The sequence below is a fragment of the Psychroserpens luteolus genome (genome assembly GCF_021032705.1).
GTDB classification, from domain to species: domain Bacteria; phylum Bacteroidota; class Bacteroidia; order Flavobacteriales; family Flavobacteriaceae; genus Psychroserpens; species Psychroserpens luteolus.
Genome location: NZ_JAHVXI010000002.1, coordinates 55,613 through 67,250, shown reverse-complemented (window position 1 = coordinate 67,250; position 11,638 = coordinate 55,613). Strand labels below are relative to the sequence as shown.

Sequence of the window (11,638 nt, the reverse complement as noted above, 5' to 3'; positions counted from 1 at the left end):
TTGAAATTTCCTCTGGTTCGTTTTCTTTTGCTAACTTAGTTCTTGTCTACGCAACTAACCATACACGAACACGCTAGCAAAAATTTAAAGAAAGTGAAAAACTCATTTATTCTATTTTTATTTTTATTTTCATTAATTTCTTGTAAACCAAATACAAACCAATTAGAAGGAAACTGGTATTCATGTAATTCTAATGATGGATATTTAGAGTTGTACACTAAAAAAGATTCATTCAGAGTTGTAACAACCTCAGGAATACAAACAAGTTGGACTTACTATAAAATAGAATCTGATACCATGCATTATATTTTGCCAGGTGGATTCAAAACCGATTCAATAAAAGCTATTTTAGATTACAATATTGGAAAATCCTTATCAGTGGAATTTATTAATCGTAATGAGAAAATAGAGTTCAAGCCTTTAAATTTTGTTGTTGACAACACAGAAAATAACTTTTCATTCACTGAAATTAATAAACGTTCAAAAAGTGCAGAATGTAATGAAGAATTTGAAAAAAGATAAACAGAAACATTGCCTAGTAACGTGTATAATTAATCTCAGTCTGAATGCACTCATATTAGCAAAAACTAACAAGTTAAAAGTTCTATATAACTAAATTTTATTCAAATGATAAAGACATTTTTTCTAATACTTATGCTGTTCTTTTCGGCTCAATCTTTTTCTCAGGAAACACAGTGGTATGAATATAAGTTTGATTCGCTAATTTCGGTTCGAATGCCTAGTGAAAAAGTTTATGTGTTAGATAGTATTTTGAATGGAATCGATACACGTCAAATCTACACTTCTGTTGGCAACTCTACATATATGCTCCAAAGATTGTCTTTAAAAAACAACTCTACTGATGAAAATCTATCTAATTTGCCTCATGATAAAGAATCTTTAATGACGTATTATAAAGGGTATTCAAAAGGAATTAGTAATAGTAGAAACTCTATGCGCATTGAAGAAATTGAAATCCAGAAAGATAGTTTTGTTGGTATGAAACTTAAAGTGATAAGTTCTAATAATAAACAATCGAGTGAGACAGATGTTTTTATATTAAACAACAGTGTTTATTGTTTTAGTTATTTCGACGACGTGTCTTTTAATAATGAAACGAAAGATTATTTTTTTAATTCAGCACAAATAAATAAGGACAATAAAATAAGTCAGTTTAACGGTAAGTCGCAAGGTTATCGCCTTGGTTATATCATCGGAAGATATTCTCCCTATTTATTCATACTAGTTGGCTTCGTGTTTCTGATTATAAAACTTTCAAGAAAAAAATGATCTTATTAACTATAATAGGTAACCATGAGCAACAGCAAAATAATAGCAACATTATCCAGTCTTAAAAACGAATACGACACCAATTTTAATGCTATCCCTAATTTGGATAAGCTACTGTATCGTTTATATCAGGAATTAAAAGCCTATGATTTTGAAACCTATAAGCAACACTTAGAGGTTGAAATTGAGAAGAACCTGAACGAATGGTGGATAAATCCTGAAAAGGGCATTGTAAGAGACGAGGAGTTATTTGCCATCCTCTTCGAGTTTGATGGCTATTTTTTAATGGAAGGTGTAGATGCTGCAGCCTATGGCATTGGAACTTGGAAAGACTACGAAGTCCAAACAGAAGAATTTGACATGGGATACGACTATGACTTCGCCACCAAGTTTGATGCCTTACCAGGAATCACTATGAGTTTTATGGATCCCTTGGCCATACTAGATGATGAGAACTTACCTTCAGAGTATAAAGATGTGGATATTGATGAATTAGACGGACTTATAGAACTGTTTGAATTATACAAGTTTGAAGGCTTTATTGCGATTCATGAAACTTTAATGAAAATGGACTTTGAACAAAAGTTCGAAGGACTAAACTACAAAAATGACTTTATGTTTATTATTGATGAGCATGACTCTGGAGAGGTGTATCCGCTATTAATAAAAAACAAATAGCAAAGTACCAGCACCTCAGGCAACCATCATACAACATTTCACGTCTATTTAAATAGAAAAGAAAGACATGAAAAAAAGAATCATTGGAATTGATGTTGCACGAGCATTGGCTATTATCGGAATGATCATTGTCAATTTTAAAGTTGTTTTTGGGCAATCTGGTCCTAATTGGTTAAGGTCTATTGTTGGCATTTTTGATGGAAAAGCTGCTGCAACATTTGTAGTGCTAGCTGGTGTCGGGCTCGCTTTAATGACCAATTCTGCCATTCTAAATAATGATCAAGCCAAATTAAAAATTGCTCGCAACAGAATTGCAAAACGAGCTGTATTCCTCTTTGTTGTCGGCATCTCCTATATCACCATTTGGCCAGCAGACATTCTTCATTTTTATGGGATTTATATGGCTGTAACAATGTTGCTATTAACCAGCAAAGGAAAAACACTTATAGCTTCAGCAATCGCCATAATACTGGCTTTCCCGATACTTATGATCCTTTGGAATTATGAAACTGGTTGGGACTTTAAAACGCTTACCTATCAAGATTTTTGGACCTTTAATGGGTTTTTGAGGAATCTATTTTCCAACGGTTTTCACCCTGTAATTCCGTGGACTGCCTTTATGCTGTTTGGCTATTGGTTTGGAAAACAGGATTTGCACAATGATAAGTTCATAAAAAAGACCTTTTGGGTGAGTACACTTATTTTCTTATCTATTCAAGCCTTGTCCTATGTCTCTATTGTAGTCTTATCAGCAGGAAACCAAGACACTGCAAAAGAATTAGCTGAAATTATTGGAACCAATCCAATGCCACCACTGCCCATTTATATGTTCAACGGAATTGCAATAGCCTTCTCCATCATTTCAGCATGTATACTAATCGCCAAGCGCTATGAAAATAATATCATAATTACCGCTTTAAATAAAACTGGACAATTAGCGCTCACCTTTTATGTGGCGCATGTTATTATCGGCATGGGACTTATTGACGCGATAGACCCTTCAAAAATGGGTCAATATTCTGTTCAATTTTCAGTGGCTTATGCATTAGGCTTTAGTGTACTCTGCATTCTATTTGCTGTAGTGTGGCGGAAATATAAACAATCAGGACCATTGGAATGGATCATGAGAAAATTAACCAATTAAAAAGCTAGCGATGAAGATTTTTAAGTATTAGGACATATTCCAATATTTAATAGTCTATATTTGCACTGTTCAAGCAGAACACCTTTACAATTCTAGGGTATTATTTTATAATCAATTAAAGAGTTTAGCCCTTCTTTCCTTTTTTATTTCATCACTACTTTATTTTTTTAAGCGTTTGCAAAATCATGAATAGCTCATAACAAAGCTTATGATATACTCAAATTAGCGTCACAGGATATAATCTTGAACAAAACTTATTTTTAATTTTAAATTTAGTAAAGATGCAAGAAGGCACAGTAAAATTTTTTAACAGCTCAAAAGGATTTGGGTTTATCACATCAAAAGACTCAGGAGAGGATATTTTTGTACACAATTCAGGTTTGATTGATAACATCAAAGAAGATGACAAAGTTCAGTTTAGAACTGAACAAGGAAAAAAAGGATTAAATGCTATTAACGTTGAAGTCATTCATTAAATAGAAACAAATCTAACTATTTCTTATAGTTCAAAATTAAAGATTGTCTAGATAGGCAATCTTTTTTTTTTAACTTTCCTCCTTGTATTAACAAGCTTCAACACCAATGACATTACATTACACCTTAAACTTTGATGATTTTTTAGAATATCAACTTTATGCGTCTTCTAAATCCAAACAGCATAAAAAAAACAGAAACAAATCAAGACTAGTTATCCCAATAATTTATGTGATACTAGGATTAGTGATGTTCTTTTTGAAGAGGACAGAGCTTGCAATACTATTTATTCTTTTTGCACTACTCTGGTATATTTTTTATCCATTGTATTCCAAAGGGAGATATAAAAGACACTTTGAAAACCATATCAAAGAACATTATAAAAACAGAATAGGCAAGGAAAACGTGCTCACTTTTGGTGATGACACCGATTTTATTGAAACTTCCGATTTCGGATCACAAAGCAGAATACAAGATTCGGAGTTTGATAAATTGATCGAATTAAAAGAGCATTACTTTTTAAAACTTAAATCAGAATTATCTTTAATTATCCCAAAACGTGCTGTTACTGATCATGACAAATTCAAGAAACTATTTACTGATATCGATTTAGACTATGTCAATGAACTGGATTGGGAGTGGAAATAAAGTAAGTTGTCAGACAGAGAATTCAAAATGTCCAGAATTGACCAAAGACTTTAAACATATCGACTATCTCAAATCCGGAAATAACAGGCAAAAACGCGCTTACACTGTTATTAAGAAACTTAACATTCTGGAACTACTCAAAACCTATGATCCCATTCTAACAGGAACCATACCCATTGGTATCGATTTACCAGATAGTGATCTAGATATCATATGTCAATGTAATAATCACTGCGCATTTTCTGTACATATGACGAAGTTATTTGGGCATTACGACCATTTTAAAATCTATACGACAACATATCAAAATATAGAATCAACAATTGCCGAATTTAAGACAGAACAGTTTTCATTTGAGATTTTCGGACAAAACATTCCAACCAACCAGCAGAACGCCTATCAACATATGGTTATTGAAGATCGAATTTTGACAGAAAAAGGATCAAAATTCAGACAAGATATTATAGAATTGAAATCTAACGGCATGAAAACAGAACCTGCTTTCGCAAAGCTTTTAGGACTAAGTGGTGATCCTTATGTTGAATTGCTAAAGCTATAATTAATAGCTTTTTAAAGTAAATCCTAATGTTAAAAATTTGTCCTGACGCTTTTGACCTTCAATGACAATACTTTCAAAGGTATGTAGATAGTTGATTTTGAAATTTAAAAACTTCCAAACTGGGAGCTCTAACCCAAAATCGGCTCGCCACCTATAATTATTACTACGTTCTAGAGACGGTTGCACAAAACTCTCATGGGTTAAAATCAATTTGTTTTTGAATAGATGGTACTTTCCATTAACCCATATCGTACCTCTTAAGGTGTTGATCGATTTACTGCCATCATATTCCGAAATATTAAAGTCGGTTTCAGAAAAATTGGTTTGTTCGTATTCACCAGTAATTGAAAACTTAAGCCAATTTTTATTCTTGTTCAACACTTGATAAGTCACGCCTGCACCAAAGAGATAACGCACATCAATTTCTCGTCTAAAGTTGGTACTTACAAAACCTAAAACTAAAGGATAGAGTTTTCGTTCTGGATTAAAATATAAAAAGTTAAGACTCAAGATATCTTCATCGGCCTTTTCTTTTCCAAACTCTTGATATACATAAGAATTGTTGGTTTTGAATACCCATTTTTTCCAAGGTCTAAAACTCAAGTCTGATTTTGCCCTAAAAATCAAGGTCTCCACATTTCCAGCCTGCCAAAATCCTGTAAGTGACAAATTTGCTTTCAATTTAAGCGTATCACTTTCATTGATTTGAGCCGATAAAAGCATAGGAATAAAAACGAAACAATATAAGATCCTTTTCATATGATATCGTATAAAAACCACAAAAATAAATCAAAAAAGCACAACTCTATGAGTTGCGCTTTAACTATATAAATATTATAAACGTATGCGTTGCTTAAAACATTTCTCTACCTGAGAAATGGAAAGCACCTTCAATAGCTGCGTTCTCATCACTATCACTTCCGTGAACCGCATTTTCTCCCATAGAAGCTGCATATAATTTTCTAATGGTTCCTTCAGCTGCTTCAGCTGGATTTGTCGCACCAATTAAAGTTCTGAAATCTTCAACAGCATTATCTTTTTCTAAGATCGCTGCCACAACTGGTCCTCTTGTCATATACTCAACCAATTCTCCATAAAATGGTCTTTCACTGTGCACAGCATAAAATGCTTTAGCATCTTGAGTTGTCATATGTGTTAATTTCATCGCTACGATTCTAAAACCTGAAGCTGTAATCTTTTCTAAAATTGCACCAATATTCCCTTTTTCAACAGAATCTGGTTTAAGCATGGTAAATGTTCTATTTGTTGCCATTTGTATATTTTAAATTTGAGTGCAAAAATAACACAATTATTAGATTATTCAGTAAAAACCATTATTAAAAAATTGTATATTCGTCCTCTATGAATAAAGACGACATTAATAGCATCAAAGCGCTTTTAAGTTCACCTAAAGCCATTGTTATCATTCCGCATAAAAATCCAGATGGAGATGCCATTGGGTCTACTCTCGGATTATATCATTATCTCAAATCTCACAGTCATAAAGCCATCATTATTGCGCCTAATGACTATCCGGATTTCCTCAAGTGGATGCCTGGCGAGTCAACCATTCTGAAATATGAAAGCGATACTGCCGAAAGTGACGACTATATCAAAGATGCTGATATCATCTTTACTTTAGACTTTAATTCATTGAGTCGAATTGGTGATATGGAAACTGCAGTAGCAGCATCCAAAGGCATGAAAATCATGATCGATCATCATCAACAACCTGATAATTATGCCGCGTATATGTATTCTGACGTAAGCATGTCATCGACCTGTGAAATGGTTTATAATTTTATTGATATGCTCGGTGATTCTGATACAATTAATTCTGATATCGCTACGTGTTTGTATGTAGGGATTATGACAGATACTGGATCTTTCCGATTTCCATCTACAACGAGTGCAACCCATAAGATTATTGGAAACCTGATTGAAAAAGGTGCTAATAATTCTCAAATTCATAACAACTTATATGACACCAATAGTTACGAACGTTTGCAATTATTGGGACGTGCATTAAGCAACTTAAAAGTGATTCCCGAATATCGTACAGCTTACATTACACTATCCCAAGAAGAATTGAATACATTTAAATTTAAAAAGGGAGATACCGAAGGTTTCGTTAACTATGGCCTATCACTTAAAGGTGTGATTTTTGCAGCCATTTTTATTGAGAATCAACAAGAGAACATCATCAAGATTTCGCTGCGTAGTAAAGGCGATTTTTCGGTAAACGAATTGTCAAGGGAGCATTTTAGTGGTGGAGGTCATACCAATGCTGCTGGAGGAAAAAGTGATTTAAATTTAAACGACACCATTGATAAATTTATTAGTATCTTGCCTCAATATAAACAAGACCTCAACGCATAATGAAAACCATATATCCTTTACTCTTTTTAATATTATTGGCCATGAGTTGCAAAACTCCTGAGGCGCGTCAGCCTAAAGATGTTAAATCGGGATCATTCATTAAAGAATCTGCCGAACGTAACAAAAAGCTTAACGAACGTGAACAAAAACGTATTGAAGCTATAATGGCACAAAACCCTGAATATGATTATGTGGCTTCTGCTAATGGCTTTTGGTATTACTACCATACTAAAGTTGAAATAGATACGATTACAGCTAGTTTTGGAGATATCGTTAACTTCGATTATGATGTAAAGGATCTCAACGGAAATGTAATATATACCAAAGAAGAGTTAGGCACGCAAAATTATGCTATGGATCAGGAAGAAATATTTCAAGGACTTCGAGAAGGACTGAAATTAATGAAACCGACAGAATCGGTAACGTTCCTGTTTCCGTCACAAAAAGCCTATGGTTATTATGGCGATAATAATAGAATTGGAACTAATATTCCTTTAATGTGCAAAGTAACTGTAAACACTATAAAACAAAACCAATAAATTTAATATAATACCAATGCAATTGATTAGCAAAACACTCCAAATTTTAATGTTATGCCTTTTTGTAACATTAACCTCATGTAAAGAAGAATATCCAGATCTTGAAGACGGACTTTATGCCGAAATCATCACGTCAAAAGACACCATGATCGCCAAATTGTTTTATGACAAAGTACCGCTAACTGTGGCCAACTTTGTGGCTTTAGCCGAAGGGAATCACCCAATGGTAAGCGAAGAATTCAAAGGAAAAAAATACTATGATAGCTTGACGTTTCATAGAGTTATGGACCAGTTTATGATTCAAGGTGGTGACCACACTGGAACTGGTGGTGGAAACCCAGGATATAAATTCACATCTGAATTTGATGAAACCTTAAAACATGATAAAGGTGGTATTCTTTCTATGGCTAACTCTGGTGGAATTGGAACCAATGGAAGTCAGTTTTTTGTTACAGAAGTACCTTACCCAAGTTTGGATGCTTTTGATGCTAATGGAAATCTAAAACCATGTGACCGACCACGTGTAAGTTGTCACAGTGTCTTTGGTGAATTGGTAAAAGGAATTGAAGTTCAAGACGCTATTTCTAATGTACCTGTGGCTCCTGGAAGCAGCAAACCACTTGAGCCAGTATATATGACTAAAGTGACGATCATCAGAAAAGGATCTGATGCCAAATCGTTCAATGCTCCTAAAGTATTTGAAGATGAATTAGAGAATGCTCCTAAAAAATGGGAAGCGCTTAAAGAAATCGCAAAAGAAAAAGCAGAAGCAGAACGCATAGAGCGTGAAGAAAAAATTGCCGAAGTCGCTAAAGAAACAAAGCCCTTAATAGATGATTATAATGCAAAAGCAACAACATTGGCTTCAGGTTTAAAGAAACATGTCATCACTGAAGGTACTGGAGCTAAACCAAAAGAAGGAGAATTTGCAATGATCAAATACGAAGGTTATTTTACAGATGGTCGTTTATTTGATTCTAACCAAAAAGCTGTTGCCGAAAAATCGGGAATGTACGATCAAAGACGTGAAGATGCTGGAATGTATGGTGCTTCAAGAATGCAAATTCGCCCAGATGCGCAAATGATAGCTGGTTTTAAAGAAGCTATCGCGTCTATGAAAGTTGGTGAACGCGCCTTTTTCTATATACCATCTCACCTAGCCTATGGCGAGCGTGGTAGAGGCAGTATCCAACCAAATACAGACTTGACATTCATTTTAGAAATGACAGAAATAGTAAACTAATTACAACTACTTACCAACTAAAACAAAAAAGCCTTTCATTACGAAAGGCTTTTTTATTGATTACAACTTTTGTCTTAAGATGCTTTTGGTATGTTTTTTAAGATTTCCAATACGTAAGCCCAGTATTTTTGAGCTGAAGAAATTTGAGCACGCTCATCAGGAGAATGTGCACCTTTAATATTAGGACCAAAACTAATCATATCCATATCAGGATAGTTGGTGCCTAAGATTCCACATTCCAAACCTGCATGGCAAGCCGCCACATGTGGTTCTTCTCCATTGTTCAACGCTTTGTACAAAGGCACCATTACTTTTAAAATATCAGAATCCATATTTGGTGTCCAGCCTGGATAATTACCAGAAAACTCGACTTCGCATCCTGTTAATTCAAAAGTGGCACGTAGCATATTTGCTAAATCCCATTTAGAGCTTTCCACAGAACTACGCGTTAAACATCCTATTTTAATGTCACCTTCTTTAACAATCACTCGAGCAATATTGTTAGATGTTTCTACCAAATCGGGAATATCAGCACTCATTCGATATACGCCATTTAAAGCCGCATAAATCGCTCTAGTCACCCCTTCTTGAACACCAAGGTCCATAATATGACTAGGTGTGTCTATTTTAGACACTTCAATTATGAGGTCTGGCTCCATGGTTTTTAATTCAGTTTTTATATCCTTACTGATATCATTCATTTCAGAAATAAAAGCCTCTTCATGAATGGCATCAATAGCAACAATAGCGTTACTTTCTCTCGGAATAGCATTACGCAAACTTCCGCCGTCAATTTCAGAAATACGCAAACCAAAGTTCTCAAAACCATCAAATAATAAACGGTTCATAATCTTATTGGCATTTCCTAAACCTTCATGAATTTGCATTCCTGAGTGACCACCTTGCAATCCTTTAACCGAAACTTTAAATCCTATTTTAAATTCCGGAGTTTCTTCCTGCTCATACGTTCTAGTCGCTGTGACATCAACACCGCCAGCACAACCAACACCAATTTCATCATCTTCTTCTGTGTCCAGGTTTAAAAGAATTTCACCATCAAGCATACCTCCTTTTAATCCCATAGCTCCAGTCATTCCAGTTTCTTCATCAATAGTAAATAAAGCTTCGATAGCTGGATGCGGAATATCAGTACTTTCTAAAATAGCCATTATCGTCGCAACACCTAACCCATTATCGGCACCTAGCGTTGTTCCTTTAGCTCTTACCCAATCACCATCGATATACATTTCAATTCCTTGATTATCAAAGTCAAAAACTGTATCGTTATTTTTCTGGTGTACCATATCTAAATGTGATTGCATCACAATCGTTTTACGGTCTTCCATTCCAGTCGTTGCTGGTTTTTTTATAATGACATTTCCTACTTCATCCTCAATAGTTTCTAAACCTAGGTTGTTCCCAAAATCTTTCATGAATTGAATTACGCGCTCTTCCTTTTTTGAAGGTCTTGGTACTGCGTTCAAGTCGGCAAATTTATTCCAAAGTTGTTTGGGTTCTAGTTGTCTTATTTCTGAGCTCATGCTTTATTTTTTTAGTTTAACAAAGGTACATTCTTTTTAGTATTTTTGAATCATGCTGAAACACAAAAAACTCATCATTGCCTTATCAATTATTCCTCAGATTATTTTTCTGAATGTATTGGCAAACTTTCCGAATTTTGTAGAATCTGTTTATAGCCATGGCATTTATATTTGGATCTCTAAAGCGATGCGCTATGCATTTGGTTGGTTGCCTTTTTCCGTAGGTGATGTTTTATATACGCTTCTTGTTCTATATATTATAAGATGGTTCTATATCAATAGGAAGCGAATACTAAAAGATACAAAACAGTGGATTTTAGATGTGCTATCGGCAATTTCGGTTGGCTATTTTGCCTTTCACTTATTATGGGCATTTAATTATTATCGCTTGCCGCTTCACAAATCGTTGAACATTGAACACGAGTATACTACTGAAGAATTGCTAAGTCTAACCAAGCAATTAATTACTAAAACAAATAGTCTTCAATTGCGTTTAGCTGAACATGATTCGGCTAAAGTGGAGATGCCATATTCAAAAACTGAAGTTTTAAAAATGATTCCAGATGGTTATGACGAATTGTCTAAGGAGTTTCCATATTTGGACTATCACCCAAGAAGTATCAAGCGATCAATATATAGTGTGCCATTAACTTATATGGGGTTTTCAGGCTATTTAAACCCGTTCACTAACGAAGCACAAATCGATGGTTTGATTCCTACTTTTAAATTTCCAACAACTGGCAGTCATGAGGTTGCACATCAATTGGGTTATGCAGCAGAAAATGAAGCCAATTTTATAGGTAGTATGGCAGCTATGAGGCATCCAGATATCTATTTTAATTATTCCGGATTTGCATTTGCACTGCGTCATTGTTTACATGAAACATATAAACGTGACCAGAAACAATATAAAGAACTTCTTAAACAGGTGAACAAAGGTATACTCTACAACTATCGCGAAGTGCAAGAGTTTTGGGACGACTATAAAAACCCTACCGAACCCTTGTTTAAAGCCACGTATAATAATTTCCTCAAATCTAACAATCAAGCTGGTGGAATGGAAAGCTATAGCTATGTCGTTGCATTATTAGTGAATTACCACAAAAATAATCCTATAGATCAAACGTTAAAAAACTAATTTTT

Annotated in this window: 14 protein-coding genes; 11 read left to right on the top strand and 3 right to left on the bottom strand. The window is 34.4% G+C overall.

Annotated features, from left to right (window positions below; translation table 11 throughout):
* The first annotated feature begins 93 nt into the window (after nt 1-93).
* The 7 genes from KWG70_RS05945 (at nt 94) to KWG70_RS05915 (ending at nt 4,793) form a co-directional block, all read left to right on the top strand.
* A complete protein-coding gene (locus KWG70_RS05945; protein ID WP_230935078.1) occupies nt 94-522 on the top strand; it encodes a hypothetical protein in 429 nt (142 codons plus the stop codon).
* A gap of 105 nt (nt 523-627) precedes the next feature.
* The gene (locus KWG70_RS05940) at nt 628-1,290 is read left to right on the top strand and encodes a hypothetical protein (RefSeq protein ID WP_230935077.1); all 663 of its coding nucleotides are present in this window, start codon (nt 628-630) and stop codon (nt 1,288-1,290) included.
* 24 nt (nt 1,291-1,314) lie between these two features.
* Nucleotides 1,315-1,968 (top strand): hypothetical protein, encoded by a 654-nt coding sequence (locus KWG70_RS05935; RefSeq protein ID WP_230935076.1) that lies wholly within the window; start codon nt 1,315-1,317, stop codon nt 1,966-1,968.
* Between the two features lie 67 nt (nt 1,969-2,035).
* Entirely contained in the window at nt 2,036-3,112 is a 1,077-nt protein-coding gene (locus KWG70_RS05930) for a DUF418 domain-containing protein (RefSeq protein ID WP_230935075.1), read from the top strand.
* A gap of 281 nt (nt 3,113-3,393) precedes the next feature.
* On the top strand, nt 3,394-3,588 hold the full coding sequence (locus KWG70_RS05925) for a cold-shock protein (protein ID WP_230935074.1): 195 nt from the start codon (nt 3,394-3,396) through the stop codon (nt 3,586-3,588).
* Nucleotides 3,589-3,694: 106 nt separating this feature from the next.
* Entirely contained in the window at nt 3,695-4,234 is a 540-nt protein-coding gene (locus KWG70_RS05920; RefSeq protein ID WP_230935073.1) for a YcxB family protein, read from the top strand.
* Complete coding sequence (locus tag KWG70_RS05915) at nt 4,209-4,793, top strand: DUF4269 domain-containing protein (protein WP_230935072.1); 585 nt, start codon at nt 4,209-4,211, stop codon at nt 4,791-4,793. Before KWG70_RS05920 ends, KWG70_RS05915 begins: the two co-directional genes overlap by 26 nt.
* On the opposite strand, the gene KWG70_RS05910 is transcribed toward KWG70_RS05915, so the two are convergent.
* A complete protein-coding gene (locus tag KWG70_RS05910; protein WP_230935071.1) occupies nt 4,794-5,552 on the bottom strand; it encodes a DUF481 domain-containing protein in 759 nt (252 codons plus the stop codon). It lies immediately after the preceding gene.
* Nucleotides 5,553-5,646: 94 nt separating this feature from the next.
* Complete coding sequence (locus KWG70_RS05905) at nt 5,647-6,066, bottom strand: nucleoside-diphosphate kinase (RefSeq protein WP_230935070.1); 420 nt, start codon at nt 6,064-6,066, stop codon at nt 5,647-5,649.
* An 89-nt stretch (nt 6,067-6,155) separates the two neighbouring features.
* Between KWG70_RS05905 and KWG70_RS05900 the strand changes: the two genes are divergently transcribed.
* The 3 genes from KWG70_RS05900 to KWG70_RS05890 are packed head-to-tail and all read left to right on the top strand — an operon-like array spanning nt 6,156 to nt 8,954.
* Nucleotides 6,156-7,172, top strand: a complete 1,017-nt coding sequence (locus KWG70_RS05900; RefSeq protein WP_230935069.1) for a DHH family phosphoesterase — start codon at nt 6,156-6,158, stop codon at nt 7,170-7,172.
* Nucleotides 7,172-7,711, top strand: a complete 540-nt coding sequence (gldI, locus tag KWG70_RS05895; RefSeq protein ID WP_230935068.1) for a gliding motility-associated peptidyl-prolyl isomerase GldI — start codon at nt 7,172-7,174, stop codon at nt 7,709-7,711. Before KWG70_RS05900 ends, gldI begins: the two co-directional genes overlap by 1 nt.
* A gap of 16 nt (nt 7,712-7,727) precedes the next feature.
* The gene (locus KWG70_RS05890) at nt 7,728-8,954 is read left to right on the top strand and encodes a peptidylprolyl isomerase (RefSeq protein WP_230935067.1); all 1,227 of its coding nucleotides are present in this window, start codon (nt 7,728-7,730) and stop codon (nt 8,952-8,954) included.
* Nucleotides 8,955-9,028: 74 nt separating this feature from the next.
* Here the strand turns inward: KWG70_RS05890 and KWG70_RS05885 are convergent, their stop codons facing one another.
* On the bottom strand, nt 9,029-10,495 hold the full coding sequence (locus KWG70_RS05885; RefSeq protein WP_230935066.1) for an aminoacyl-histidine dipeptidase: 1,467 nt from the start codon (nt 10,493-10,495) through the stop codon (nt 9,029-9,031).
* A 52-nt stretch (nt 10,496-10,547) separates the two neighbouring features.
* On the opposite strand from KWG70_RS05885, the gene KWG70_RS05880 reads away from it, so the two are divergent.
* A complete protein-coding gene (locus KWG70_RS05880; protein WP_230935065.1) occupies nt 10,548-11,633 on the top strand; it encodes a DUF3810 domain-containing protein in 1,086 nt (361 codons plus the stop codon).
* The last annotated feature ends 5 nt before the right edge of the window (nt 11,634-11,638 follow it).

Coding starts and splice junctions, on each gene's coding strand:
- KWG70_RS05930 (WP_230935075.1), top strand. CDS start 2,036: ATGAAAAAAAGAATCATTGGAATTGATGTTGCACGAGCATTGGCTATT.
- gldI (WP_230935068.1), top strand. CDS start 7,172: ATGAAAACCATATATCCTTTACTCTTTTTAATATTATTGGCCATGAGT.
- KWG70_RS05940 (WP_230935077.1), top strand. CDS start 628: ATGATAAAGACATTTTTTCTAATACTTATGCTGTTCTTTTCGGCTCAA.
- KWG70_RS05880 (WP_230935065.1), top strand. CDS start 10,548: ATGCTGAAACACAAAAAACTCATCATTGCCTTATCAATTATTCCTCAG.
- KWG70_RS05900 (WP_230935069.1), top strand. CDS start 6,156: ATGAATAAAGACGACATTAATAGCATCAAAGCGCTTTTAAGTTCACCT.
- KWG70_RS05920 (WP_230935073.1), top strand. CDS start 3,695: ATGACATTACATTACACCTTAAACTTTGATGATTTTTTAGAATATCAA.
- KWG70_RS05905 (WP_230935070.1), bottom strand. CDS start 6,066: ATGGCAACAAATAGAACATTTACCATGCTTAAACCAGATTCTGTTGAA.
- KWG70_RS05910 (WP_230935071.1), bottom strand. CDS start 5,552: ATGAAAAGGATCTTATATTGTTTCGTTTTTATTCCTATGCTTTTATCG.
- KWG70_RS05935 (WP_230935076.1), top strand. CDS start 1,315: ATGAGCAACAGCAAAATAATAGCAACATTATCCAGTCTTAAAAACGAA.
- KWG70_RS05915 (WP_230935072.1), top strand. CDS start 4,209: ATGAACTGGATTGGGAGTGGAAATAAAGTAAGTTGTCAGACAGAGAAT.
- KWG70_RS05925 (WP_230935074.1), top strand. CDS start 3,394: ATGCAAGAAGGCACAGTAAAATTTTTTAACAGCTCAAAAGGATTTGGG.
- KWG70_RS05890 (WP_230935067.1), top strand. CDS start 7,728: ATGCAATTGATTAGCAAAACACTCCAAATTTTAATGTTATGCCTTTTT.
- KWG70_RS05885 (WP_230935066.1), bottom strand. CDS start 10,495: ATGAGCTCAGAAATAAGACAACTAGAACCCAAACAACTTTGGAATAAA.